Genomic DNA, 26,378 nt, shown 5'->3' with positions numbered 1-26,378 from the left:
CCGGCACAGCACATCGCGCCGAACCAGGCCTGTCCCGACCAATTTTCGCCAACGGCGTCGCCTTTTGGCATAGCGCAAACATGACGCGCGGCCCGCATGGTGTATTGCCTACTCGCCTTTCCGGCAAGCATTAATCTTAGAAATCGAGCCAAGGAGAAAACGCATGAGGAAGATGTTCGGCAAGACATTGATCGCTTTGCTGCTCGTGGGCGCGGGTGGCACGACCGCGGCCCAGGACGTCGTGCGGCTGGGGAACCTGAAGCTGGCGCACTTCGGCGCGGTGTCCTATATCAAGGAAATCGCCCCGAGCTGCGGCATCCGGGTCGAGGAAAAAATGTTCGCCAAGGGGCTGGACATCATGCAGGCCATCATCGCCGGCGAGCTGGACGTGGGGGCCACCGCGTCCGAGGCCGCGATCCAGGGCCGCGCCGGCGGCGCCCCGGTGGTGGTGGTGGCCGGCTTCGCGCGCGGCGGGGCGCGGCTGGTGGCGCGGCCCGAACAGAAGATCTCGTCCGTCCTCCAGCTCAAGGGCAAACGCGTGGGCGTCACCCGCGGCGGCATCCAGGAAGTGCTCCTGATGGCCGAGCTGGCGCGCAACAAGCTGAGCGCCGACACCAGCGGCCGCAAGGACGTGCAGCTGGTGTACCTGTCCTATCCGGAGCTGAACCAGGCGCTGCTGGGCCGGCACATCGACGCGATGATGCAATCCGAGCCGCAATCGTCGCAGGCGATCAACATGGGCTTCGGGGTGGAGGTCATGAAGCCCTACGGGACGCCGATCGGCGAGCCGGTGCGCACCATGGTCATGACCGAGAAGTTCTACCGCGAGCGCCGGCCGCTGGCCGAGAAGTTCATGCGCTGCTTCGTCCAGGCCACGCGCACCTTCATCGACCGGCCCGACATCGCCGAACACTACGTGCGCCAGTCGATGTTCAAGGGCCAGATCACGGTGGCCGACTTCCGCGCGGCGATGGCCAATTCGCCGTACTCCTACGACATCACGCCGCAGCACATTCAGGTCACGACCGACGTCATGGCGCAGACCGGGGTGGGGCGCATGGCGCGTCCGCCGCTGGCCAGCGACTGGGTCCGCACCGACCTGCTGGCCTCGGCCAAGAAAAGCCTGAACATCAAGTAGGGGAGCATTGATCATGGAACGCATTGAACGACGCAAGGGGCCGCGCACGTCGCGCCAGGGAGCGCGCAATCAGCGACTGCGATGGAACGACGCGGCCACCGGCCTGGTGGTGCCGGTGCTGGCGATCGCCCTCTGGCAATGGGTGGCGGCCAGCGGCCTGGTCGACCGCCAGGTGCTGCCGGAGCCGCTGGACGTGTGGCGCAAGTGGGTCGACTACCTGCTGCCACTGGAGCCGTTCGCGCAGTACACCGACGGCGGCTGGCTCGCATGGGCGCTGTCCGGCGAATTGCCGCTCGACGTCGTCGCCAGCCTGTACCGGGTGGTGGTGGGCTTCGCCATCGGCGCCGGGCTGGCGCTGCCGCTCGGGCTGGCGATGGGGGCCAGCCAGCGCGTGCACGCCTGGATGAACCCCCTGGTGCAGGTGCTGCGGCCGATTCCGCCGATCGCCTACATCCCGCTGGCGATGCTGTGGTTCGGGCTCGGCGATCCGCCGGCGGTGTTCCTGATCGCGATCGGCGCTTTCTTTCCGGTCCTGATGAACACGGTCGCCGGCGTGCGCCAGGTCGACGGCATCTATTTGCGCGCGGCGCGCAACCTCGGCGCCGGCAAGCTGACGATGTTCCTGCGCGTGATCCTGCCGGCGGCGGTGCCCTACATCCTGTCCGGCGTGCGGATCGGGATCGGCACCGCCTTCATCGTCGTGATCGTGGCCGAGATGATCGCCGTAAACAGCGGCCTGGGTTTCCGCATCTCGGAGGCGCGCGAGTATTTCTGGTCCGACAAGGTCATCGCCGGGATGATCAGCATCGGCGTGCTGGGCCTCCTGATCGACATCGGCGTCAACCGCCTGAACAACCATCTGCTGCGCTGGCACCGCGGCCTGGAGCATTGACATGGACGATATCCACATCCGCATCGAAGGCGTCAACAAGGTGTTCGGCGCCGAAGACCATGAGGTGGTGGCCTTGCAGGACATCGACCTGGACATCCCGCGCGGGCAGTTCACCTGCCTGCTCGGCCCGTCGGGCTGCGGCAAGTCGACCCTGCTGGGCGCGGTGGCCGGCTTCGCGCCGCCGTCTTCCGGGTCGATCCTGGTCGACGGCCGCCCGGTCACCGGACCGGGGCCGCAGCGCGGCATGGTCTTCCAGGAGTATGCGCTGTTTCCCTGGATGACGGTCGAGCAGAACATCCGCTTCGGCCTCGAGATCAAGCGCATGCGCGCTCCGGAGATCGCGCGCCGGGTGGACGACCTGCTCGGGCTGCTGTCGCTGGCCGACTTTCGCGCCCGCTACCCGAAGGACCTGTCCGGCGGCATGCGCCAGCGGGTGGCGATCGCGCGCGTGCTGGCGCTCGATTCGCCGATCCTGCTGATGGACGAGCCGTTCGGCGCGCTCGACGCGCTGACCCGGCGCAACCTGCAGGACGAGCTGCTGCGGCTGTGGGCCGAGCTCAAAAAGACGATCCTGTTCGTCACCCACAGCATCGAGGAAGCGATCTACCTGGCCGACCGCATCGTCGTGATGACGTACCGGCCGGGCACGATCAAGCGCGATCTGCTGGTCGAGATCGCGCGCCCGCGCGACCCGGCGGCGCCGGAATTCAACCTGCTCAAGCGCGAGCTGGGGCTGATGGTGATGGAAGAGCAGGAGCGGCATCACAACGACGAGTTGCGGATGGCGGCAGTGGATTGATCTATATATGTAGGGTTGGCGGCTCTGCCGCCGACGCGTCGATCGGTAACCGTCTGCACCATCGTGCCGGATGATCTCGCCGCCAACCATCACCACCGGGCGGCAGAGCCGGCTGCGCGCCCCGGCCCAGCCTACGTCTACACCATTGGCCGCGGCCAATGGTGTAGACTCTTATTATGCAGAATTCCCTCTTCCTTGCCGCTGCCTTCCTGTACGCGGTATGCGCCCTGCTGCCGTCGCGGCTGGGCGCCGTCATCTCGGGCGTGACCGCCGCGGCCTGGATCCTGCATGGCGTCGCGCTCGGCATGGACGTGATGGTGCCGGGACGGCTGCGGGTCGGCTTCGCCATCATGATTTCCAGCGCCCTGTGGGTGTCGGTGGCCGCCTACTGGGTCGAGAACCGCAATTTCGCCCTCGACAGCCTGCGCCGCCTGGTGATGCCGTTCGCGGCGGCGGCCACCCTGTTGCCGCTGCTGTTCCCGGGCACCCTGACGCCGCTGGCCGGCAAGACCGCCGCCTTCGGCTGGCATATCGCGGTCGCGGTGCTGGCCTACAGCACCCTGACCATCGCCGCTTTCCACGCCGTGCTGATGGCGCTGCAGGAAACGCGGCTGCATACCCGCAACGCCGGCGGCGGCTGGTTTGGCTCCGCGCTCGACCAGCTCCCGGCGTTGCTCACCATGGAAAAACTGTTGTTCCGTGTGATCTGGATCGGCTTCGTCTTGCTCAGCCTGACGGTATTGTCGGGCTTCGTGTTCTCCGAACAGGTGTTCGGCCGGCCGCTGCTGCTCGACCACAAGAGCGTGTTCGCGCTGCTCTCGTGGGCGCTGTTCGCGGCGCTGCTGGCCGGGCGCAAGTGGCAGGGCTGGCGCGGCAAGACCGCGCTGCGCTTCACGCTGGCAGGCTTCGCCACCCTGGCGCTGGCCTACGTCGGTAGTCGCTTCGTGCTCGAGGTCGTCCTGCACCGGGGAGTCTACTGATGCGTATCTTGTTCTGGATTGCCCTCATCGTCCTCATCGTTTTCGCCGTGCGCAGCAAGCTGCGCGCGCTGGCAAAACGCCATGGGGTTCCGCCCGATATGGGGCGCGGCCCGGCCGCGCCGACCGGCCAGATCGAGGCCATGGCCCAGTGCGCCCATTGCGGCGTATATTTCCCGGCGTCCGAATCGGTGCACGCCGACGGCCAGGACTACTGCTCGCCAGGCCACGTGCGCCTGCCGCCCAAGTAGTTGAAGTCCGCGCCCGGCAGGCTGTCGGCGGGAGCGCGCGTGACCCTGTGGCGTTCGCTCCAGACCTTCACCGTCACCCGCATCGTCATTGCGCTGGTGCTGCTGCTGTACCTGGGCGTCGACCTGGAAAGCGGACAGCTGCGCCCGGACCCGGTCAACACCGAAACCTGCGTCGTCTATGTGCTGGCGGCGGCGCTGTTCGCGCTGGCGGCGCGCTGGCAGCAACGCTTCCTGATCCAGCTCGGGCTGCAGATCGCGGTCGATCTGCTGGTGATTTCGCTGCTTTACCTGGCCGCCGGCGGCATGCGCAGCGGCCTGGGCATCCTGTATCTGTTCCCGCTGGCCGGCGCCGCGATCCTGGCGCCGCTGTTGCTGGCGCTGTTCGCGGCGGCGGTCGCGACGCTGTTCCTGCTCGGGCTGAACGTCTGGCAGCTGGTGGTCGAGGGGCGCAACCCGCCCCTGATGCAGGCCGGCCTGTTCGGCGCCGCCTTCTTCGCCGGCGTGCTGATGGTCAACCGCCTGGCGGCGCGCCTGCTCAAGCAAGAAGAACTGGCGGCCCAGCGCGGCGCCGACCTGCGCATCCAGCAGGCGATCAACGAGATCGTGATCGCCGACGTCGGCGACGGCATCCTGGTGGTGGGGGCGGACGGCGCCGTGTTCACCGGCAACCCGGCGGCGCGGCGCATGCTGGGCCTGGCCGACACCTCGGCGTTTTCGCTGCGCGCGGCGCCCGCCTTCGATCCGGTGGCGCTCGCCTTCGATGCCTGGCTGGCCGTGCCCGGCAACGACAAGGCCTTCGTCACCCTGAAACCTTATCGCGAAGGCAACGGCGCCGGCGACGTGCGCGGCCGGCGCGACCAGCCGGTGCACCTCAAGCTGCGCTTTGCGCGCGTGGCCGACGGAGGGGACGCGGCCGGGCGCAGCGTGATCTTCATGCAGGACGTGAGCGCCATCGAAAACCAGGCGCAGCAACTCAAGCTGGCCTCGATGGGCCGCCTGACCGCCAGCATCGCGCACGAGGTGCGTAACCCGCTGTCGGCGATCGGCCACGCCACCGAGCTGCTGGCCGAAGACCTGCACGGGCCGGCCGAGGTGCGCCTGCTGAAGATCGTGCGCGACAACGTGACGCGCGTGAACCGCATGGTGGAAGACATCCTGCAGCTGTCGCGCAAGGCCCAGCCGAACGGCGAACCGGTGGCGCTCGGCCCTTTCCTGGACGAGCTGAAGGCCGAATTCTGCGAAATGCACGGCCTGGCCGGTGATATAGTCTATATAGGCGATCCGGGCGGCAGCGCGGTGCGCTTCGATCCGCTGCACCTGCACGAGGTCTTGCTCAACCTGCTGAACAACGCGGTGCGCTACGCCAGCCGCCGGCCGGCCAGCATCCGCATCTTCCCGGCGCGCGATGCCGCCGGTCGGCGCGAGCTGCACGTGCAGGACGACGGCCCCGGCATCACGACCGAAGTGCGCGACCACCTGTTCGAGCCCTTCTATACTACGTCGAGCAAGGGGACCGGCCTGGGGCTCTACCTGGCGCGCGAACTGTGCCTGAACAACGATGCGAAACTCGATTATGAATACCGGTTCGACCCATCCGCGCTGGGGCCGCGCAAGGCCAGCGGCCGCTTTGTCATCACCTTCGCGCTCGAGTAGGCCATGAGCGCGCCCCGCATCCTGGTGCTCGACGACGAAGCCGACCTGCGCGAGCTGCTCGAGATCACCCTGCTCAAGATGGGCCTGGACGTCGACAGCGCCGCGACCCTGCGCCAGGCGCGCAGCCTGTTCGAGGCGCACGACTACGCGCTGGTGCTGACCGATATGCGCCTGCCGGACGGCCTGGGGCTGGAACTGGTGCGCGAGATCGCCGCCTCGGGCAAGGGTACCCCGGTCGCCGTGATCACCGCCTACGGCAGCGCCGAGAATGCGGTGGTGGCGCTCAAGGCCGGCGCGTTCGATTACATCGCCAAGCCGGTGGCGCTCGACGCGCTGCGCGTGATGGTGCGCTCGGCCCTGAAACTGTCGGAAGGGGGCGCGGCGGCGGCCGACGGTGGAGCGATCGCGTCACGCATGATCGGTCACTCGCCGGCGATGCAGTCGCTGCGCTCGCAGATCGCGCGCCTGGCGCGCTCGATGGCGCCGATCTCGATCACCGGCGAATCCGGCAGCGGCAAGGAGCTGGCGGCGCGCGAGATCCACGCCCAGAGTTCGCGCGCCTCGAAACCGTTCGTGGCGGTGAACTGCGGCGCGATCCCCGAAACCCTGATGGAAGCCGAGTTCTTCGGCTACCGCAAGGGCGCCTTCACCGGCGCGGCCGAGGAGCGCGACGGCTTCTTCCAGGCCGCCGACGGCGGCACCCTGATGCTGGACGAGGTGGCGGACTTGCCGCTGGCGATGCAGGTCAAGCTGCTGCGCGCGATCCAGGAACGGCGCGTGCGCAAGATCGGCGCGACGGGCGAGGAAGCGGTCGACGTGCGCATCATCAGCGCCACCCACCAGGACCTGGCGCGCTGCGTCGAGACCGGCAAGTTCAGGCAAGACCTGTTCTACCGCCTGAACGTGATCGAGCTGGCGCTGCCGCCGCTGCGCGAGCGGCTGGACGACCTGGCCCTGCTGGCCGACGGCATCCTGCAGCGGCTGGCCGGGCCGGGACAGGCGTCGCTGGGACCGGGCGTGCTGGAAGCCTTGAAGGCGTATTCCTTCCCCGGCAACGTGCGCGAGCTGGAGAACGTGCTGGAGCGGGCGCTGGCATTCGCCAACGATGGCGCGATCCAGGTCGGGGACTTGTCGCTCAAGGCGGCGCGGCCGGTGGAGGCAGGGCAGGGCGGGGCGGTCGCGCCGGCTGCTGCGCCGGCGCCGGCGCCGACGGCGGCGCCCCCTGCCGCTGCTCCGGCGCCGCCGCCCGCACCCGCACCGGTGGCGGCCCCGGTCGCGCTCGGGCCGGCCGAGCTGCCGGGCAACCTGCCCGAATATCTCGCACAGGTCGAACGCGACATCATCGGGCGCGCGCTGCAGCAGACCCAGTTCAACCGCACCCAGGCGGCGAGCCTGCTGGGGATCAGCGTGCGCCAGCTGCGTTATCAAATGCAGAAACTGGACATCAGCGCCCCGGACGACTGAGGCATTCGTCCTGCAGCGTCGATCATCCGATTATGTTACTTTGCGGTAATTATTTTGGTGCATAATGCGCTGTGGCGGAGCATGCGCGCCGCGTGGTGATTCCGCGCGCAAGGCGCCTGTTTAGTGCAGATTTTCCTGATGTTAGTGCTTGCTCACCGTGTGCTCCCCTTCTGTTGTACGACGCTGAAATGTCAAGGCTGCACGCGCCAAAAAACAAAAAAAATGACCATTTATTAGCTTGCCTCGATCGCAAGCGAGGTACTACAATTAGTCTCATATCAAAGCTTGGCACTAGATGTAGTGGTAGCAGACCGAACGGCACCAGCATATTGGCCTGCAGTGAGTTGTCAGCATGTTGTCCACAAGTTGCCCACAAATTGCTCACACATTTGTTCAGCGACTTGTCTATTAGGTACTTTCTGACGCGCTGTATTTAAACGCTTTATTTATTATTCTTACCCTGCTTCTCTGGTTTGCCAGCATCGGCCACCGGCTGGCAGGGATTTGTTTTTGCTTTTAATTTTGTTGACGGACCATGGCGCCATCCGCCACCCGGTCCTCATGTAACAAAGGCGGTCCGACCGCTCATCCTGGAGGCTCAATGCAAACAGCACAGAACATCTCGATCAACCAACACGTCACCCCAGGATCGGCGTCGACCAGCCAAACCCCGGCCGAGATCGTCGCGCGCGGCGATTACCGCGTCATTCGCCGCAACGGCGCCGTCGTCGCTTTCGAGCCGCACAAGATCTCGGTCGCGATGACCAAGGCCTTCCTGGCCGTGGCCGGCGGCCAGGGCGCGGTTTCGGCGCGCATCCGCGAACTGGTGGAACAGCTGACCGGCAATGTGGTGACCGCGCTGGTGCGCCGCCAGCCGAACGGCGGCACGTTCCATATCGAAGACGTGCAGGACCAGGTCGAGCTGTCGCTGATGCGTTCGGGCGAGCACGATGTCGCACGTGAATACGTGCTGTACCGCGCCAAGCGCATGGACGAGCGCCGCGCGGCCAAGGAAGCCGCTGGCGGCGCGCCGGTCGCCGCGCCGCAGATCCACGTGGTCGATGGCGGCGCGCGCCGCCTGCTGGACATCAACGACGTCCACGCCCTGGTCAACGCCGCCTGCTCGGGCCTGGAAAAGCACGTCGACGCCGACGCGATCGTCGCCGAGACCATGAAGAACCTGTACGACGGCGTGCCGGTCGAGGAGCTGTACAAGTCCGCCATCCTGGCTGCCCGCGCGCTGATGGAAAAGGACCCGGCCTACAGCCAGGTGACCGCCCGCATCCTGCTGCACACCATCCGTAAAGAAGTGTTTGGCCACGAAGTGCCGCAAGCCGGCGCCGCCGCCGAATACCTGACCTACTTCCCGCAATACATCGCCAAGGGCATCCACAACGAGCTGCTGGACGAAGAGCTGGGCAAGTACGACCTCGAGCGCCTGGCCAAGGCCATTGTCTCCGACCGCGACCTGCAGTTCGGCTACATCGGCCTGCAGACCCTGTACGACCGCTACTTCCTGCACGTGCGCGACGTGCGCATCGAAATGCCGCAGGCCTTCTACATGCGTGTCGCGATGGGCCTGGCCCTGAGGGAAAGCGACCGCGAAGCGCGCGCCATCGAGTTCTACAACCTGCTGTCGTCGTTCGACTTCATGAGCTCGACCCCGACCCTGTTCAACTCGGGCACCCGCCGCTCGCAGCTGTCGTCGTGCTACCTGACCACCGTCGGCGACGACCTGGAAGACATCTACGACGCCATCAAGGAAAACGCGCTGCTGTCGAAGTTCGCCGGCGGCCTGGGCAACGACTGGACCCCGGTGCGCGCGCTGGGCTCGCGCATCAAGGGCACCAACGGCCGTTCGCAGGGCGTGGTCCCGTTCCTGAAAGTGGTCAACGACACCGCGGTGGCGGTGAACCAGGGCGGCAAGCGCAAGGGTGCGGTCTGCGCCTACCTGGAAACCTGGCACCTGGACATCGAAGAATTCCTGGACCTGCGCAAGAACACCGGCGACGACCGCCGCCGCACCCACGACATGAACACCGCGAACTGGATTCCCGACCTGTTCATGAAGCGCGTGATGGAAAAAGGCAGCTGGACCCTGTTCTCGCCGTCCGAGACGCCGGACCTGCACGACCTGACCGGCAAGGCCTTCGAACGAGCCTATGTGGGCTATGAAGCCAAGGCCGCCAATGGCGAGATGGCGGTCTTCAAGAAGATCGAAGCGATGGACCTGTGGCGCAAGATGCTGTCGATGCTGTTCGAAACCGGCCACCCATGGATCACCTTCAAGGATCCGTGCAATATCCGTTCGCCGCAGCAGCACGTGGGCGTGGTGCACTCGTCGAACCTGTGCACCGAGATCACCCTGAACACCAGCGCCGACGAAATCGCCGTCTGCAACCTGGGTTCGGTGAACCTGCCGCAGCACATGAAGGGCGATGGCCTGGACCACGTCAAGCTGCAAAAGACCATCCGCACCGCGATGCGCATGCTGGACAACGTCATCGACATCAACTACTACGCGGTCGACAAGGCGAAGAATTCGAACCTGCGCCACCGTCCGGTGGGCATGGGCGTCATGGGCCACCAGGATTGCCTGCACATGATGCGCATCCCGTTCGCCTCGGAACAGGCGGTGAAGTTCGCCGACGTCTCGATGGAAGCCGTCTGCTACTACGCCTACCTGGCCTCGACCGAGCTGGCCGAGGAACGCGGCCGCTACGAGACCTACACCGGCTCGCTGTGGGACCGCGGCATCCTGCCACAGGACTCGATCAAGCTGCTGGCGGAAGAGCGCGGCGGCTACCTGGAGCAGGACACCAGCGAAGTGATGGACTGGACCCCGGTGCGCGAGCGCATCAAGCAGTTCGGCATGCGTAACTCGAACTGCGTGGCGATCGCCCCGACCGCGACCATCTCGAACATCATCGGTGTGTCGGCCTGCATCGAACCGACCTTCCAGAACCTGTACGTGAAGTCGAACCTGTCGGGCGAATTCACCGAGATCAACTCGTACCTGGTGCGCGACCTGAAGGCGCGCGACCTGTGGGACGAAGTCATGATCGCCGACCTGAAGTACTTCGACGGTTCGCTGTCGAAGATCGACCGCGTGCCGCAAGACCTGCGCGACCTCTATGCGACGGCCTTCGAAGTCGAGCCGAAGTGGCTGGTGGAAGCCGCCTCGCGCCGCCAGAAGTGGATCGACCAGGCGCAGTCGCTGAACATCTACATGGCCGGCGCCTCGGGCAAGAAGCTGGACGAGACCTATAAACTGGCGTGGCTGCGTGGCCTGAAGACCACCTACTACCTGCGCACCATCGCCGCGACCCACCTGGAAAAGTCGACCACCCGCACCGGCGCCCTGAACGCCGTGCCGGTCTCGGGCGGCCTGCAGGCAGGCCATGCAGCGCCGGCGGCAGCGCCAGTGACCGCAGCACCAGCCGCGCCAGAAGCCGAAGGCGCCGCCTGCTACCTGCGTCCGGGCGACGATGGTTTCGAGGAATGCGAAGCCTGCCAGTAATGCTGTAACCGGGTGCGGGCCGACCGGACGGTCGGCGCGCACCATTCATCTCCGCTATCAACACACCATGTGACCTCACCGCGCTTGCTCGCGCCAGGCCACAAAAGAAGGAAATCACCATGCTCTCCTGGGACGACGAACCAACCAGCGCCCCGCGCGCCCCACAAGCCGCCAATCCCGACGCCGCTCCCGCCGCTGAGGTTGCGAAGCGCGTCAACGCCGACGACAAGCGCATCATCAACGGCGCAACCGACGTGAACCAGTTGGTGCCGTTCAAGTACAAATGGGCCTGGGACAAGTACCTGGCCGGCTGCGCCAACCACTGGATGCCGCAGGAAGTGAACATGCAGCGCGATATCGAGCTGTGGAAAAACCCGAACGGCCTGTCGGAAGACGAGCGCCGCCTGGTCAAGCGCAACCTGGGCTTCTTCGTGACCGCCGACTCGCTGGCCGCGAACAACATCGTGCTGGGCACCTATCGCCACATCACCGCCCCCGAGTGCCGCCAGTACCTGCTGCGCCAGGCCTTCGAAGAGGCGATCCACACCCACGCCTACCAGTACATCGTCGAATCGCTGGGCCTGGACGAAGGCGAGATCTTCAACGCCTACAACGAGATCGAGTCGATCCACGACAAGGACCAGTTCCTGATCCCGTTCATCGACGTCCTGACCAACCCGGAATTCAAGACCGGCACGACCGAAAACGACCAGAAGCTGCTGAAGTCGATCATCGTCTTCGCCTGCCTGATGGAAGGCCTGTTCTTCTACGTCGGCTTCACCCAGATCCTGGCGCTCGGCCGCCAGAACAAGATGACCGGCGCCGCCGAGCAGTACCAGTACATCCTGCGCGACGAGTCGATGCACGTGAACTTCGGCATCGACCTGATCAACACGATCAAGATGGAAAACCCGCAGCTGTGGACTCCGGAATTCCGCGAAGAGATCAACGCCCTGTTCCTGCAGGCGGTCGACCTGGAATACCGCTACGCCGAAGACACCATGCCGCGCGGCGTGCTGGGCCTGAACGCCCCGATGTTCAAGGGCTACCTGCGCTTCATCGCCAACCGCCGCGCCGTGCAGATCGGCCTGGAGCCACTGTTCCCGAACGAAGAGAATCCGTTCCCGTGGATGAGCGAGATGATCGACCTGAAGAAGGAGCGTAACTTCTTCGAGACGCGTGTGACCGAATACCAGACCGGCGGCACGCTGAGCTGGGATTGATCCGAGCCGGCATCGCAGCATCGAGACCCCGCATGTGCGGGGTTTTTCTTGCCCGCTCGTTTATTGCGACACCGGGCTAACTTGAACCATATGAAATGCCCGTACGGGGATGACTTGCCCTATGATGGCGATTTTTCCCGCCTGACCAGGAGACAACCTTGCAAGCCAACTCCCTGACGCTGCATGTCCTCATGCTCGCCAGCCTGGCGACGGTATCCGTCGCTCATGCCGCCTCCGCGCCGCAAGTCACCGCCGGCCGCACCATCTTCCAGAACAACTGCGCCAGCTGCCACACGGTCGATGCGAAGCTGTCGCCGCTGGCCGGTCCCGGCATGTTCGGCGTCGTCGGCCGCAAGGCCGCCGGCGTCCCCGGTTTCGGCTATTCGGGGGCGCTGGCCAAGGCCGGCGCCGCGGGCCTGGTCTGGACCCGCGAAGAGCTGGACGTATTCCTGCTCGACCCGGCCAAGCGGGTGCCCGGCACCACGATGCCGGTCGGCGTGCCGGACCAGAAGATGCGCGCGGCGCTGATCGACTATCTGGCCAGCCTGCAAGGACCCGCGGCCGCCGGCGCCGCAGCGCCGGCCACGCCGGCCGCAGCCGCCAGGCCGGCGGACCGCGCCGGCTCCTGGGACGATACCCGGCCCGGCAAGATTTTCCACATCAAGCCGACCGATCTGGCCAGGCCGTTCGCCACCGACAGCGCCGGCAACAGCCCGCGCGTGCAGGCGCGTCCGAACGGCGCGCTGCCAACCGTGATGCCGGGCTTCGAAGTGAGCGTGTTCGCCCAGGATGCCGACAAGCCGCGCACGCTCCTGCGCGCGCCGAACGGCGACGTGTTCCTGGCCGCCACCGGCGCCGGCCAAGTGAAAGTGCTGCGCTCGAAGAACGGCGACAAGGCCGATACCGCCGACGTGTTCGCCACCGGCCTGTCGCGTCCTTACGGCATGGCGTTCTGGCCGTCCGGCGCCAACCCGCAATACCTGTACGTGGCGGGCGTCAATTCGGTGGTGCGCATCCCTTACCGCAACGGCGACCTGAAGGCGCGCGCGGCAGCCGAGGTGGTGATTCCCTCGCTGTCCGAGACCAGCGGCGGCCACACCACCCGCACCCTGGTGTTCTCGAAAGACGACAAGACGATGCTGCTGTCGATCGGCTCGGCCACCAACGTCGCCAGCGACATCGGTCCACAACCGCCGCTGCCGATCGCCGAGTGGGAAAAACGCCACGGATTCGGCGCCGCCTGGGGCGTCGAGACCGACCGCGCCACCGTGATGGCGTTCGACCCGGACGGCAAGAACCGCCGCACGTACGCGACTGGCCTGCGCAACTGCGTCGGCCTGCTGGTGTATCCGGCCACCGGCGACGTGATGTGCAATGTGAATGAGCGCGACGCGCTGGGCGACGACCTGCCGCCGGACTACCTGACCCGCGTGAAGCAGGGCGGCTTCTATGGCTGGCCGTGGTACTACATCGGCGACAACGAAGACCCGCGCCTGAAGGGCATCCGCCCCGACCTGAAGGGCAAGACGATCACCCCGGACGTGCTGCTGCAGGCCCACTCGGCGCCGCTGGGCATGGTGGTCTACCACGCGCCGAAGGGCGCGAAGCACGCTTTCCCGAAGGAGTACGAGGGCGAGGTCTTCGTCGCGCTGCACGGCTCCTGGAACCGCGGCGTGCGCACCGGCTACAAGGTGGCGCGCGTGTTCATGAAGGATGGCGTGCCGACCGGGCAGTACCAGGACTTCATGAGCGGCATGGTGATCAGCGACCGCGAGGTCTGGGGCCGCCCGGCCGCGGTCGAAGTCGCGGCCGACGGCGCCTTGCTGGTGGTGGACGACGCCGGCGGCGCCGTGTGGCGCATTGTGCCGACCCCTGTGTCGACCCCGATGCCGAAACGCTAGATCGGCGCCAGGGCGTGCGCTAAGATGGGAAAGATGCGGCGCGGGCCGCGTCGATCCCTGGACATCCACGATCCGGAGCAGCGCATGCGCCACCCTGTCATTTTGCTGACCGTTCTTGCGCCCTTCACGCTTGGCGCCTGCGCCGCCGGGAAACCGGAGTCCGTTGCCCAGCCACCGCTGGTCCTCGCCGAGCAGGTGAAGGACGCGCCACGCGACGACGCCTGCGTCGGCTTGATCAACGATGCCGTGGCGCGCGACGCCCACGGAGTTTTCAGGCTGGCCGGCATGCTCAATACAAACACCGATCCGAAACACGGCCACGCCAAGAGGCAGGGGCCGCTGGTTCCCGCCGGCAGCCATCCGGCTGATATGCCGCGCCGGCAACTGGACGGCACCTTCCGCGCGCTGTTCGTCAACTGCGAAACGCGCCAGGCTTATGTGTCAAAGCGCGGCGCGGTCATCGACATCACTTACTGGTACGGGCCGTTCGGCCTGTGAACCGCACGTCGCGACATTCTTCAGCACATGGATCCGCTGGTTCTGTGGCCGAGCGCCGGGATGGCGGAGGGATCGTCGTGCAGCGACGTGGTTGGCATGGATGCTCCTTTCGACTGGCGGCATTGGGTGCGGAGAATGCGCTCTCGCGTATATGCAGACTTACTCGGATGACGTTGATTCAGATGCAGTGGTGCGCTGGCCGGTCTTTGCAATCATGCGACACTGAAACATGAATATGCCCCGCTGGCAGAGGCACGATGGCGGCGTGATTCCAGCTTATCGATCAGTTGAAATGCGATAGGTAAAGGCTGCAGCGCATGTCGGGCATGTCGTTGATTGGCGCGCGGGCGCGCAATTCACCGTCCAAATCACGCGACTCTTTTTGCGATTCACGGTTGCGCGCTCACAAAGAATGCGCGTACTTTACGTGATTGAATTTGTCAAATCGAGAAGATGTGATATTGTCGCGGGCATCGGGCAAAATCGATCGAATAATAGGACGCTGAACCAAACAGTATGCACGGAAGCGAAGCGAAAAGAACAAGCCGGCTTGTCTGACCAATTGCTCAGGCAAGGCGGCTTTTTCTTTTCGCACCCGCAAGGGTAGCGATGTGAAACGCTGGAACGGTGACCTGTCGATGTTGGCTGAAGCGCTGCAACTGTGAGGAGTTGCAGCAGTTCAGCCGGTGCCGGATTCATTGGCCTAAATCGACGCTTGCTTTGGTCCGATGAATAATTCGCCGGGTTTGATCCGGCGGGTTTTAAACCTCGAGCGTATTTCTCATCGCAGATGAAGGAGAACAAGAATGGCAACCGCTAAGAAACCAGCAGCAAAGGCAGCAGTAAAGAGCGCGCCGTCGTCCACGACGAAGTCGAGCGCAAAGGCTGCGGCAGAGAAACCAGTCGCAAAGAAAGTCGCGACCAAGACCACCACCAAGGCAGCCGCCAAGCCGGCAGCCAAGGCCGTGAGCAAGCCGGCAGCGAAAACCGCTGCTAAACCTGTTGCAAAGAAAACTACTGCAACCAAGACCGCCGCGACCAAAACCGCTGCTACCAAAGCAACGGCCAAAACCGCGACCAAATCGGCAGCCAAGCCGGCAGCCAAGCCTGCAGTGAAGAAAGCCGCCGCTAAACCGGCAGCCAAGCCGGCAGCGAAGAAAGCCGCCGCAAAACCGGCAGCGAAATCGGCAGCCAAGCCGGCGGCAAAGAAAGCCGCCGCTAAACCGGCAGCCAAGTCGGCAACCAAGCCGGCAGCAAAGAAAGCCGCCGCTAAACCGGCAGCCAAGCCGGCAGCGAAAAAGGCCGCCGCTAAACCAGCCGCCAAGTCGACCGCGAAAACCGCCACCAAAGCCGCCGCTAAACCTGCAGCCAAAAAAGCGACTGCAAGCAAGGCCGCCGCTAAACCAGTAGCGAAGAAAGCGACCGCGACCAAGGCAACCGCGAAACCGGCAGCGAAGAAAGCAACCGCGACCAAAACCGCCAAGCCAGCAGCGAAGAAAGCGACCGCCACTAAAACCGCCGCCAAACCGGCAGCGAAGAAAGCGACCGCCACCAAAACCGCCGCCAAACCGGCAGCGAAGAAAGCGACCGCCACCAAAACCGCGGCCAAACCGGCAGCGAAGAAAGCGACCGCCACCAAAACCGCGGCCAAACCGGCAGCGAAGAAAGCGACCGCGACCAAAACCGCCGCCAAACCGGCAGCGAAAAAAGCGACCGCCACCAAAACCGCCGCAAAACCAGCAGTGAAGAAAGCGTCGCCCGCAGCAAAAAAAGCGTCGCCGGCCGCTAATAAAGCTGCGCCGGCTGCAAACAAGGCTGCTCCAGCCGCTAAAAAAGCTGCTCCAGTGAAAGCTGCAGCAACCAAGACCGCTGTCGCCAAGCCAGAAGCCAAGCCAGCAGTAGTGGCCAAGGCCGAAGCCAAGCCGGAAGCCAAAGTCGACACCAAGGCCGAAACCAAGCCGGAAGTGAAGGCTGACGCCAAGGCCGACGCCAAGCCGGAAGCGAAAAAGCCGGCCGCCAGGAAACCGGCCGCCAAGCCGGCAGCGACCACCGCCGCGCAACCGGCAGACGCACCAGGCGCCGCTCCGGCAGCGCCAAGCGCCGCGCCGGCGAAGACCGTGCTGGCGCCGACCGCATGGCCGTTCCCGACCAGCAGCCGTCCTTAATACCGGACGTCTTCCGACCTGCCGCGCACCATGTGCGCATGGCAAGTCGGATCTGCTTCAGGCACAATGCCGCTGTGTGATTGTTCGCACAGCGGTTTTTTTTTGAGGAGAGTCCGTGCTGTTCATTCTTCAGTTTATCGTCGATATCATCGCAGGCTTGCTGGGTGGGGTGCTGCTGCTGCGTTTCTGGACGAACGCGATCCGCGTGCGTCTGCCCGACCAGATCCGCCAGTTCGTGCACACCATCACCGACTGGCTGGTGATGCCGCTGCGGCGCGTGGTGCCGGGCACCCGGGGTTACGACTGGGCGAGCCTGATCGGCGCCTTCCTGGTGGTGCTGTTGGCCAGCACGTTCGTGCTGCTGCAGGGCGGCAGCGGCGAGATGGTGCTGCTGTATGCGCTGCACCGCTTCCTGAACTGGATCCTGTACGGTTTCATGGCGCTCCTGATCATCGAAGCGATCTTCAGCTGGGTGAACCCGAACGCGCCGCTGGCGCCGTTCGTGCACGCCCTGAACCAGCCGGTGCTGCGCCCGATCCGGCGCGTGGTCCCGCCGATCGGCGGCATCGACCTGTCGGTGCTGGTGGCGCTGGTGCTGATCCAGATCCTGCTGTTCGTCCTGCGGCAGGTGTTCGGCTTCTAGTCGCTCGCAGCGAGCCGGAAACAAAGATGGCCTTGCATTCGCAAGGCCATTTTTTCATCCCGTAGGGTTGGCGGCTCGGCCGCCGACGCGGCGATGGTTGGCAACAAGATCATCCGGCGCGATATCGGCGCCGGTAACACTCAACGCGTCGGCGGCTCGGCCGCCGACCCTACGACTTACCGGGCAAGGTAAATCAGCGGAACTTGAAGCCGAAGGCGGCCTCGAATTTCTGGTCGAATTCCTGCGGCGTGAAGCTGTGGTTCTGGCCGCCCGCCGATGCGATCTTGATCGCGCCCAGCAGGCTGGCGATGCGGCCGCTGGTGGCCCAGTCCAGGCCGTTGGTGATCCCGAACAGCAGGCCGGCGCGGTAGGCGTCGCCGCAGCCGGTCGGGTCGACCACGTTCGCTGCCTGCACCGCCGGGATGCGATAGTGCTCGCCGCCGGCATGAATGTCGGACCCTTCGGCGCCGCGTGTGATCACCAGGGCATCCAGGCGCGCCGCGATGTCGGCCTGGGAGAGGCCGGTGCGGTCCATCACCATCTCGAATTCATAATCGTTGCACGCCAGGTAGCTGGCCTGGCCGATGAAGGTGATCAGCTCGTCGCCCGAGAACATCGGCAGCTGCTGGCCCGGATCGAACATGAACGGCACCTTCAGCTCGGCGCAGTCGCGCGCATGCTTGATCATGCCGTCGCGGCCGTCCGGCGAAATGATCGCCACCGCCAGCGGCCCCTGGTCGGCCACGTTGTTCTGGTGCGAGAACTGCATGGCGCCCGGGTGGAAGGCGTTGATCTGGTTGTTGTCCTGGTCGGCGGTGACGAAGCATTGCGCGGTATAGGCGTCGGCGATGGTGCGGATGCCGCGGGTCTGGAGCCCTTGCTCTTCCATGCGCTTCAGGTAGTCGCCGCCGTCCATGCCCAGGGTGCCCATGATCAGCGGTTCGCCGCCCAGCAGCCTGAGGTTGTAGGCGATGTTGGCCGAGCAGCCGCCGTATTCGGTGCGCAGGGTCGGCACCAGGAACGACACATTCACGCGGTGCAGCTGGTCGGCCAGCAGGGTGTCGCCGAAGCGGCCGTGGTATTGCATGATCTTGTCGAATGCGAGCGAGCCGCAGATCAGGGCGGTTTTGGTCATGGGTTCAGCCTTCAGGGGTAGAAAACGGCAATGTGGTAGCCGGAAGGCTCGAGTCCTTCCAGCCTGAAATGGATCTTGACCGGCTGCTCGGCGCGCGCGCCGAAGCCGGTGATGTTGCCGCCCTCGGCGTCGGCAAGCTGGGGAACGTAGTCGCGCGGACCGAACACGCGCCGCACCAGCGGCTTGTCATCGCGATCGTTCAGGGTCAGCTCGATGCTGGGCCAGGCCAGCGCCAGGTCGCCGCCGTTACGCAGCACGGTGTTCAAGGTATAGGCGTTGCCGCCCAGGGTAATGAGTTCGCCGGTTTCGATCACCAGCGCGTCCGGCCGCGCCGGCAGCCCGACCTGGCAGCCGAACAGGTCGCAGGCCGAGACCAGGGCCGGGCGCAGGCCGGGATAGCGGGCCGCCAATATGTCGCGAAAGCTCACCATCGCCTGCAGGACGATCGCCAGCAGCAGCAGGATGCTGCCGGCGATCATCGCGATGCGCACGGCCTTGCCTGACTGCTCGCGCTGGCGGCCGCGACGCACGAACTCGGGTTCGTCGATCTCGGGCACGCGCAGCTTGGGTGTCTCTTCGATCCGGGTCGGGGTCAGCTTGGAACGGCGCGAACGGGCTTCGGCGGCGCGCCCGCGCGGGGATCTGGATGGCGGCGCCGCGGCGGGCGAGACGATCGGCGGCGAGCCGCCGGCCGATTCGCGCAGCAGCAGCGGCGGCGCATCCGGCGCCGGCTGGCGCGCCACGGGTTCGGCGGCGCCCGCCATGGCTTCTGCGGCTGGCGCCGGCCCATCGTGGCTATCGCGGCCATCGGCCGGCGGCGGGGCAGCCGCGCGCTCCTCGTGCACCTGGATGTCGGCCACAGGAGCTGGTGCGGCCTCGGCCTCGACCGCCAGGTCCTGCTCGGCGTCCGGTTCGTTCAAGGCATGCGGCAGGATGCCGAACGGCGACAGCGCGCGGTCGAATTCGAGCGTGTAGATCGGCTGATCGGCGTCCTGGCCGGTATTCTGGCCGCCATCCTTGCCGGAATCTGGCGCGATCGAAGCGTTGGTCGCGGACGTGTCTTGCGTGGCGCCTGGGGATAAAGCAGCGGCGCTCTGCGCGGCGGTCAGGTCGACCAGCCCCGCATTGCCGTCGAAGACCTGCTGGCAGGCGCCGCAGCGCACGATGCCCCCACGCAGCTTGAGCTGGTCCGCGGCGACGCGGAACAGCGTACCGCAGTGGGGGCATTGGGTGGCGAGCGCCATGCCTGTCTAGCCTTGGGTGCGGGGCGGCGGCGCGCTGTCCTGGCCGAGCGTCCCGTGAAGGGCAACCCAGCCGTCCTGCTCGGCCCAGACGCCCAGCTTGATGAAGGGTAGATAGGCGGCGGCGACTTCCTCCGCCTGGCGCGCCAGCACGCCCGACAGGACCAGGCTGCCGCCATCGGCCACGCGGCCGGCCAGCATCGGCGCCATCAGCTTCAGTGGGCTCGACAGGATGTTGGCCACCACGACGTCGAACTTGCCGCCCGCATGGCGCTCGTTGCCAGACAGCGCGAAGGTGTCGGGCAGGTAGTAGTCGATCTCGACGCCGTTGCGTTCGGCGTTGGCGCGCGCGGACTCGATCGCCTGCGGATCGATGTCGACGCCGGCGACGTCGTGCGCGCCCAGCTTCTTGGCCACCATCGCCAGGATGCCCGAGCCGCAGCCATAGTCCAGCACCGACTTGCCCGGCGCCGGATGGGCCTCCAGCCATTCCATGCACAGGCGGGTGGTCGGATGGCTGCCGGTGCCGAAGGCCAGGCCCGGATCGAGCTCGAGGATCAGGCCGGATGGATCGGGCGCTTCGTGCCAGCTCGGCACGACCCAGATGTTCTTGCCGATGTGGATAGGCTCGAACTGCGACTGGGTCAGGCGCACCCAGTCGGCGTCTTCGACCTTGCGGGTGGTGAAGGCCGGCACCACGTCCAGCCTGACCGCCTGCGCGGCCTCGGTGACGATCGCCAGCTGGTCGGCGTCGGACTCCAGCAGGGCCACGACGCGGCTGTGGTCCCATGCGGCCTGGGTCGGTTCCATGCCCGGCTCCCCGAACAGGGGTTTTTCGTCTTCGGTGCCTTCGTCGGCGTCCTCGACGGACACCGACAGCGCGCCCGCCTCCATCAGGGCGTCGGACAGCGCTTCCGCGTGGTCGCGGGCGATCTCGATGACGACTTCAGTCCAGCTCATTCTTTGACCTTGGCTTCCGATTTGGCGCCGAGCGCCGTTTCCTTCGGCAGATCGGGCTTGGCGGCCAGTTTCTGCTCCAGGTAGTGGATATTGGTGCCGCCTTCGATGAAACGGGCGTCGACCATCAGTTCGCGATGCAGCGGAATATTGGTGAGGATACCTTCGACCACCATTTCGGAGAGCGCGATTTGCATGCGGCGGATCGCTTGCTCCCGGGTCGCACCGTATGAAATTACCTTGCCGATCATCGAGTCGTAGTGAGGTGGCACATAGTATCCGGCATATGAGTGCGAATCGACACGGATGCCAGGACCGCCCGGCGGGTGCCAGCCGGTGATGCGGCCTGGCGACGGGGTGAACTTGAACGGATCCTCGGCATTGATGCGGCACTCGATCGAGTGACCCGACAGCATGATGTCGCGCTGGCGGAAGCGCAGCTTCTCGCCGCAGGCGATGCGGATCTGCTCCTGCACGATGTCGATCCCGGTGATCATCTCGGTGACCGGGTGCTCGACCTGGACGCGGGTGTTCATCTCGATGAAGTAGAACTCGCCGTTCTCGTACAGGAATTCGAAGGTGCCGGCGCCGCGGTAGCCGATCTTGCGGCAGGCTTCGGCGCAGCGGTCGCCGATCTTCTCGATGAGTTTACGCGGGATGCCCGGCGCCGGTGCTTCCTCGATCACCTTCTGGTGGCGGCGCTGCATCGAGCAGTCGCGTTCGCCCAGCCAGACGGCGTTCCGGTGTTCGTCGGCCAGGATCTGGATCTCCACGTGACGCGGATTCTCCAGAAACTTCTCCATATAGACTTCCGGATTGCCGAAGGCAGTGCCGGCTTCGGTCTTGGTCATCTGCACCGCATTGAGCAGCGCCGCTTCGGTATGCACCACGCGCATGCCGCGGCCGCCGCCGCCGCCGGCGGCCTTGATGATGACCGGGTAGCCGACGCGGCGCGCGGTCTGGACGATCTCTTTCGGATCGTCCGGCAGGGCGCCGTCCGATCCCGGCACGCACGGCACGCCGGCCTTGATCATCGCCTGCTTGGCCGACACCTTGTCGCCCATCAGGCGGATCGAGTCGGAACGCGGGCCGATGAAGACGAAGCCGGACTTTTCGACGCGCTCGGCGAAATCGGCGTTCTCGGACAGGAAGCCGTAGCCCGGGTGGATCGCCTCGGCGTCAGTCACTTCGGCGGCGCTGATGATCGCGGGCATGTTCAGATAGCTGAGGGTCGATTGCGCCGGTCCGATGCAGACCGATTCGTCCGCCAGTTTCACGTACTTGGCGTCCTTGTCGGCCTCGGAGTGGACGACGACCGTCTTGATGCCCAGCTCGCGGCAGGCGCGCTGGATACGCAGCGCGATTTCACCACGGTTGGCGATGAGGATTTTTTCAAACATGGTAGGTCCGGTATTCAGTGAAAACCGGCGCGGCTGAAAGGACAGGCGGCGCCGGACACGTCATGGGTGAGCCGGCGGCGCGCGTCGTACGCGCTGGCCGGCTTGGAGAAGCAGATCAGCCGATCACGAACAGCGGCTGGCCGAATTCGACCGGCTGGCCGTTTTCGACGAGAATCTTGGTGACGGTGCCGGAGACGTCGGCATCGATTTCGTTCAGGAGCTTCATCGCTTCGATGATGCACAGGGTGTCGCCTTCCTTGATGCTCTGGCCGACTTCGACGAAGGCGGCGGCGCCAGGCGCGGACGAGCGGTAGAAGGTGCCGACCATCGGCGACTTGACCACGTGGCCGGTCGGTTCGGCGGCGACCGCAGGCGCGGCCGCCGGCGCCGCAGGGGCAGCGGCAGGCGCCGAGTATTGCTGCACGCCCTGATGCGGCAGCATGACCATCTGGTTCTGCGGGATTGCGGACGACTTGACGATGCGAACCTTGCTTTCGCCTTCGGTCACTTCCAGCTCGGCGATGTCCGATTCAGCGACCAGGTCGATCAAGGTCTTGAGTTTTCGTAGATCCATGTGAAACCCCTTGGAATTATTCGTTTTAGAGAGCAGGCCGCTGCGTAGGAATAGGTCGCGCGGCCGCTGTTACATGAAGTTGACGTAGATTAACGCTATTTAAGTGCGAAGTCGATGGCAAACCGATATCCGTCCGCCCCCAGTCCGCAGATCACGCCGCGCGCGATTCCAGACAGATAGGAGTGGTGCCGGAAGGATTCGCGTTGGTGGATATTTGAAATATGCACCTCCACGAAGGGAATGGCCACCGAGGCGAACGCATCGCGCAGGGCTACGCTGGTATGGGTCAGGCCGCCAGGGTTGATGACGATCCAATCCACGCCCTCGGCACGCGCGGCATGGATGCGGTCGATCAACGCTCCTTCATGGTTGCTCTGGAAATATTCCAGCGCCGCGCCGGCCTGGCTGGCCTGGGCGACTGCAGCTTGTTCGATGTCGGCAAGGGTGGTCGTGCCGTACACCGCCGGTTCCCGCGTCCCCAATAAATTGAGGTTGGGGCCGTTCAGCAGCAGTAGCTTTTTCGCCATAGTGAGAGTCTGGTTGCCCGAAAGTCAGGCATTGTGCCGCCTAGCTCAGCTATTGGCAAGCAGTAAAATTGCCGGGCGATAGGCGGAGTTAGCAGCAGTGTCAATCGTACGGTCGTTCGTAATTTGTCGGCTCAGGATTCCAGTTTGGCGAGGTCGGCGCGCAATTCATCGAACTTCAGTTCGCCCAGATAGGTCTTGATCACCTGTCCATCGGCGCCGATCAGCACGGTATATGGCAAGCCGCCATTCGTATTGCCGAACCCGCGCGACAGCTCGGTGCCGCCCATGCCGCCCACGTACAGCGGATAGGTGACATTCATCTTGGCGGCGAATTCACTCATATTGGTAGGCGAATCGATGCCGATGCCGATCACGTTGAAGCGCTTGCCGCCATCCTCGCTGGCCAGGTGCGACAGCTCGGGCATTTCGCGCACGCAGGGGCCGCACCAGGTGGCCCAGAAATTGACGAGCAAGGGCTTGCCCTTCCACTGGGCCAGCGGTTGCGACTTGCCTTCGAGGTCGTTCAGCGACTGTGCATACAGGTTGGTGACCGGGTTGGTGACCTGGCCGTCGCGGGCGACGGTGGCCGGGGCAGGCAGCACGCTTTGCGCCGGCTTCTTGTACACCGCCACCAGGGCGCCCATCACGCCGAACAGCGCGGCGACTGCCGCATACGCGGTCAGATGTTTCTTGTTCATTCGTCAGTTTCCACTCAGTTGGCATTCCTGTCGTCCGCCGCGATCAGCGCGCGCAGGCCGCTCATGTCGATGCGCTGCGCACGGCCGTCGGCGCGCGGCTTGAGGGCGCCGCGCAGGTCCTGGTATTCATACAGTTCGGCATGCACCGTCTCCTTCATCCACGGGAAGGTCACGGTCTCGACCGGCGCATGGCGGCCCCCCTTGAAATGCGGGGTTTCCGAAATATCGATATTAACATTACGGTTGAGCAGGTAGATCTGCACCTCCTTGGCGCTGTCGGCGAACAATTGAAGGTGGATGTCGTCGTGCTCGCCGGCGGTGCCGTTGAGGACCGCGCCGGTGAGATAGGGGTGGAAGTCGGCCAGGGCTTCCATCACCTGCAGCGCGGTCGCGCGCAGGTGCGCCAGGCGCTCGGCATGAAAGGCGCCGCCGAACAGGGCCAGGTACTTGCGCACCTCGTCCTCGACTTGCGCGTCGTCGGGCAGCATGTTCGGTCTCAAAGGGGTGACGCCCAGCACCTGGCGGACGGCCTTGCGGCGAGCGGTATCGAGATCGGCGCCGTCTTGCGCGATCATGCGCGCAGCGGCCAGCGCGATCTCGTTACGCAACTGGAGGAGATCGGTGTTCAGATTCGGCATCATGCCTGGGATCATACTCTTGAACGGAAAATGATAGCGGCTCGGGTAGAATCGCGTATTCGTCCATTCATTCCTGGTTAGACATTCTCTCCATGCACATTCATATCCTCGGCATCTGCGGCACTTTCATGGGCGGCCTGGCCGTCCTGGCCAAGGAAGCGGGCCACCGCGTGACCGGTTGCGACGCCAACGTCTATCCTCCCATGAGCACCCAGCTGGAAGCCCAGGGGATCGAGCTGATCCAGGGCTATGGTCCGGAACAGGTGGCGCTGCAGCCCGACCTGTATGTGATCGGTAATGTCATGACGCGCGGCAATCCGCTGATCGAAGAGATCCTGAACCGCAGCCTGCCCTACGTCTCGGGCCCGCAGTGGATCGGCGAACACATCTTGCGCGAAAAATGGGTGCTGGCCGTGGCCGGCACGCACGGCAAGACCACGACCACCTCGATGCTGGCCTGGATCCTGGAAGACGCGGGCTATGCGCCGGGCTTCCTGATCGGCGGCGTGCCGATGAATTTCGGCGTCTCGGCGCGCCTGCATGGCGACCAGCCGAGCGACTTCTTCGTGATCGAAGCCGACGAATACGACACCGCCTTCTTCGACAAGCGCAGCAAGTTCGTGCACTACCACGCCAAGACCGCGGTGCTCAACAACCTGGAATACGACCACGCCGACATCTTCCCCGATATCGGCGCCATCGAGACCCAGTTCCACCACCTGGTGCGCACCGTGCCGGGCGTGGGCCGGCTGGTCGTGAATGGCGATGAAGCGTCGATCGGCCGCGTGCTCAAGCGCGGCTGCTGGAGCGACAAGGAAAGCTTCGGGTCGGCCGACGGCGTCGACTGGACCATGGTCGAGCATCCGGGCGGCGCCAGTTTCGACGTCCTGTTCAAGGGCGACCTTCAGGGCACCGTGCACTGGGACCTGACGGGCAAGCATAACCGCTCGAACGCGCTGGCCGCGATCGCCGCCGCCCGCCATGTCGGCGTGCCCGTGGCCCAGGCGATCGACTCGCTGGCGCGTTTCCAGAACGTCAAGCGGCGCATGGAAGTGCGCGGCGTGGTCAATAACATCACCGTGGTCGACGACTTCGCCCACCATCCGACGGCGATCGCTGCCACGGTCGGCGGCCTGCGTCAAAGGATTGGACCAAGCGTTGGCACGGGCGGGCGCATCCTGGCCGTGCTCGAGCCGCGTTCGAACACGATGAAGCTGGGCGCCATGAAGGATGCGCTGCCGGGCAGCCTGAAGGATGCCGACCTGGTGTTCGGCTTCGGCAGCCAGCAGGCGCTGGGCTGGTCGCTGGCCGACGCCTTGACACCGCTGGGCAAGATCGCGCACAGCTTCGACCAGATCGACTATATGGTGCAGGCCATCGTGCAGCAAGCGCAGCCGGGCGACTACATCCTCGTGATGAGTAATGGCGGCTTTGGCGGCGTGCACCAGAAACTGCTGGACGCGCTGGCGCCATGAGCCAGGCGCCTTACCTGCTGTACCTGCATGGCTTTCGCTCCTCGCCGCGCTCGTTCAAGGCGCGCGTGGTGCAGGAGCGGCTCGCGCAGGCCGGCATGGGAGAACGCCTGATCTGCCCGCAGCTGCCGGCGTCGCCGAAGGCGGCGATGGAGCTCGCGCTGGCGCTGGCCGAACGCCATGCGCCCAATCAGTTAGCCATCGTCGGCTCGTCGCTGGGCGGCTTTTATGCATGCTGGCTGGCCGAGCGCCTGGGCGTGCGCGCGGTCGTCGTCAATCCCGCGGTCGACCCGACCCGCAACCTGGAACAACATGTCGGCTTGACCACCGCCTGGCATTCCGACGAACCGTTCGAGTTCCGCCAGGAGTACGTCGGCGAGCTGCAGGCGCTGCGCGTGGCGCGGATCACCCGCCCGGAGCGGTACTTCCTGCTGGCCGCGACCGGCGACGAAGTGCTGGACTACCGCGACATGGTGGCCCACTATGCGGGAGCGCGCCAGCACGTGATCGAGGGCAGCGACCATGCGATCCCGGAATTCGCGCAGTATGTGGACGAGGTGCTGGCGTTTTGCGGTCTGAAACCGGTGGACGCGGCGCAGTGAAGGGCCGCAG

Annotated in this window: 24 protein-coding genes; 15 read left to right on the top strand and 9 right to left on the bottom strand. The window is 65.3% G+C overall.

The window, feature by feature from the left end:
- The first annotated feature begins 163 nt into the window (after positions 1–163).
- The 11 genes from ACZ9AQ_RS09415 to ACZ9AQ_RS09365 all read left to right on the top strand — a co-directional run bounded on the left by ACZ9AQ_RS09415 (position 164) and on the right by ACZ9AQ_RS09365 (position 14,316).
- A complete protein-coding gene (locus ACZ9AQ_RS09415; protein ID WP_429203497.1) occupies positions 164–1,138 on the top strand; it encodes an ABC transporter substrate-binding protein in 975 nt (324 codons plus the stop codon).
- A 13-nt stretch (positions 1,139–1,151) separates the two neighbouring features.
- The gene (locus ACZ9AQ_RS09410) at positions 1,152–2,030 is read left to right on the top strand and encodes an ABC transporter permease (RefSeq protein ID WP_429203496.1); all 879 of its coding nucleotides are present in this window, start codon (positions 1,152–1,154) and stop codon (positions 2,028–2,030) included.
- Between the two features lies 1 nt (position 2,031).
- Positions 2,032–2,829 (top strand): ABC transporter ATP-binding protein, encoded by a 798-nt coding sequence (locus ACZ9AQ_RS09405; RefSeq protein WP_429203495.1) that lies wholly within the window; start codon positions 2,032–2,034, stop codon positions 2,827–2,829.
- Between the two features lie 176 nt (positions 2,830–3,005).
- Entirely contained in the window at positions 3,006–3,809 is an 804-nt protein-coding gene (locus ACZ9AQ_RS09400; protein ID WP_429203494.1) for a cytochrome C assembly family protein, read from the top strand.
- The gene (locus ACZ9AQ_RS09395) at positions 3,809–4,057 is read left to right on the top strand and encodes a PP0621 family protein (protein ID WP_429203493.1); all 249 of its coding nucleotides are present in this window, start codon (positions 3,809–3,811) and stop codon (positions 4,055–4,057) included. Before ACZ9AQ_RS09400 ends, ACZ9AQ_RS09395 begins: the two co-directional genes overlap by 1 nt.
- A 39-nt stretch (positions 4,058–4,096) precedes the next feature.
- Positions 4,097–5,710, top strand: a complete 1,614-nt coding sequence (locus ACZ9AQ_RS09390; RefSeq protein WP_429203492.1) for a sensor histidine kinase — start codon at positions 4,097–4,099, stop codon at positions 5,708–5,710.
- A gap of 3 nt (positions 5,711–5,713) precedes the next feature.
- Positions 5,714–7,174: a sigma-54-dependent transcriptional regulator gene (locus ACZ9AQ_RS09385; RefSeq protein ID WP_429203491.1), complete on the top strand. Its 1,461-nt coding sequence runs from the start codon at positions 5,714–5,716 to the stop codon at positions 7,172–7,174.
- 601 nt (positions 7,175–7,775) lie between these two features.
- Complete coding sequence (locus ACZ9AQ_RS09380) at positions 7,776–10,694, top strand: ribonucleoside-diphosphate reductase subunit alpha (protein WP_429203490.1); 2,919 nt, start codon at positions 7,776–7,778, stop codon at positions 10,692–10,694.
- Positions 10,695–10,813: 119 nt separating this feature from the next.
- A complete protein-coding gene (locus ACZ9AQ_RS09375; RefSeq protein WP_429203489.1) occupies positions 10,814–11,917 on the top strand; it encodes a ribonucleotide-diphosphate reductase subunit beta in 1,104 nt (367 codons plus the stop codon).
- 158 nt (positions 11,918–12,075) lie between these two features.
- Entirely contained in the window at positions 12,076–13,818 is a 1,743-nt protein-coding gene (locus ACZ9AQ_RS09370; RefSeq protein ID WP_429203488.1) for a PQQ-dependent sugar dehydrogenase, read from the top strand.
- Positions 13,819–13,842: 24 nt separating this feature from the next.
- Positions 13,843–14,316 carry a hypothetical protein gene (locus ACZ9AQ_RS09365; protein ID WP_429203487.1) on the top strand — a complete coding sequence of 158 codons (474 nt, stop codon included), beginning with the start codon at positions 13,843–13,845 and terminating at the stop codon, positions 14,314–14,316.
- 781 nt (positions 14,317–15,097) lie between these two features.
- Here ACZ9AQ_RS09365 and ACZ9AQ_RS09360 read toward each other — a convergent pair.
- Positions 15,098–16,129, bottom strand: coding sequence for a hypothetical protein (locus ACZ9AQ_RS09360; RefSeq protein ID WP_429203486.1), 1,032 nt, complete (start codon positions 16,127–16,129; stop codon positions 15,098–15,100).
- Between the two features lie 31 nt (positions 16,130–16,160).
- Between ACZ9AQ_RS09360 and ACZ9AQ_RS09355 the strand changes: the two genes are divergently transcribed.
- Together ACZ9AQ_RS09355 and ACZ9AQ_RS09350 are read left to right on the top strand one after the other, a co-directional pair.
- On the top strand, positions 16,161–16,481 hold the full coding sequence (locus ACZ9AQ_RS09355; protein WP_429203485.1) for a hypothetical protein: 321 nt from the start codon (positions 16,161–16,163) through the stop codon (positions 16,479–16,481).
- A gap of 115 nt (positions 16,482–16,596) precedes the next feature.
- A complete protein-coding gene (locus ACZ9AQ_RS09350) occupies positions 16,597–17,124 on the top strand; it encodes a YggT family protein (RefSeq protein ID WP_429203484.1) in 528 nt (175 codons plus the stop codon).
- A gap of 193 nt (positions 17,125–17,317) precedes the next feature.
- Here the strand turns inward: ACZ9AQ_RS09350 and ACZ9AQ_RS09345 are convergent, their stop codons facing one another.
- The 8 genes from ACZ9AQ_RS09345 to ACZ9AQ_RS09310 all read right to left on the bottom strand — a co-directional run bounded on the left by ACZ9AQ_RS09345 (position 17,318) and on the right by ACZ9AQ_RS09310 (position 24,297).
- Complete coding sequence (locus tag ACZ9AQ_RS09345; RefSeq protein ID WP_429203483.1) at positions 17,318–18,259, bottom strand: carbohydrate kinase family protein; 942 nt, start codon at positions 18,257–18,259, stop codon at positions 17,318–17,320.
- A gap of 11 nt (positions 18,260–18,270) precedes the next feature.
- Positions 18,271–19,503: a DUF3426 domain-containing protein gene (locus ACZ9AQ_RS09340; RefSeq protein ID WP_429203482.1), complete on the bottom strand. Its 1,233-nt coding sequence runs from the start codon at positions 19,501–19,503 to the stop codon at positions 18,271–18,273.
- 6 nt (positions 19,504–19,509) lie between these two features.
- Positions 19,510–20,460 carry a 50S ribosomal protein L11 methyltransferase gene (gene prmA, locus ACZ9AQ_RS09335; RefSeq protein WP_429203481.1) on the bottom strand — a complete coding sequence of 317 codons (951 nt, stop codon included), beginning with the start codon at positions 20,458–20,460 and terminating at the stop codon, positions 19,510–19,512.
- On the bottom strand, positions 20,457–21,857 hold the full coding sequence (gene accC, locus ACZ9AQ_RS09330; protein WP_429203480.1) for an acetyl-CoA carboxylase biotin carboxylase subunit: 1,401 nt from the start codon (positions 21,855–21,857) through the stop codon (positions 20,457–20,459). Before accC ends, prmA begins: the two co-directional genes overlap by 4 nt.
- Before the next feature lie 115 nt (positions 21,858–21,972).
- Positions 21,973–22,431, bottom strand: a complete 459-nt coding sequence (gene accB / locus ACZ9AQ_RS09325; protein WP_429203479.1) for an acetyl-CoA carboxylase biotin carboxyl carrier protein — start codon at positions 22,429–22,431, stop codon at positions 21,973–21,975.
- A 95-nt stretch (positions 22,432–22,526) separates the two neighbouring features.
- A complete protein-coding gene (gene aroQ, locus ACZ9AQ_RS09320; RefSeq protein WP_429203478.1) occupies positions 22,527–22,958 on the bottom strand; it encodes a type II 3-dehydroquinate dehydratase in 432 nt (143 codons plus the stop codon).
- Between the two features lie 131 nt (positions 22,959–23,089).
- The gene (locus ACZ9AQ_RS09315) at positions 23,090–23,656 is read right to left on the bottom strand and encodes a TlpA family protein disulfide reductase (RefSeq protein WP_429203477.1); all 567 of its coding nucleotides are present in this window, start codon (positions 23,654–23,656) and stop codon (positions 23,090–23,092) included.
- 14 nt (positions 23,657–23,670) lie between these two features.
- Entirely contained in the window at positions 23,671–24,297 is a 627-nt protein-coding gene (locus ACZ9AQ_RS09310; RefSeq protein ID WP_429203476.1) for a hypothetical protein, read from the bottom strand.
- Positions 24,298–24,386: 89 nt separating this feature from the next.
- Here ACZ9AQ_RS09310 and mpl point away from each other — a divergent pair, with 89 nt between their 5' ends.
- Positions 24,387–25,769, top strand: coding sequence for a UDP-N-acetylmuramate:L-alanyl-gamma-D-glutamyl-meso-diaminopimelate ligase (gene mpl, locus ACZ9AQ_RS09305; RefSeq protein WP_429203475.1), 1,383 nt, complete (start codon positions 24,387–24,389; stop codon positions 25,767–25,769).
- Positions 25,766–26,368: a YqiA/YcfP family alpha/beta fold hydrolase gene (locus ACZ9AQ_RS09300; protein ID WP_429203474.1), complete on the top strand. Its 603-nt coding sequence runs from the start codon at positions 25,766–25,768 to the stop codon at positions 26,366–26,368. Before mpl ends, ACZ9AQ_RS09300 begins: the two co-directional genes overlap by 4 nt.
- Positions 26,369–26,378 lie beyond the last annotated feature (10 nt).

The organism is Massilia sp. UYP34 (assembly GCF_056279385.1).
Note: the sequence above shows the minus strand (reverse complement) of the source record. Positions and strands in the feature narration are given on the sequence as shown.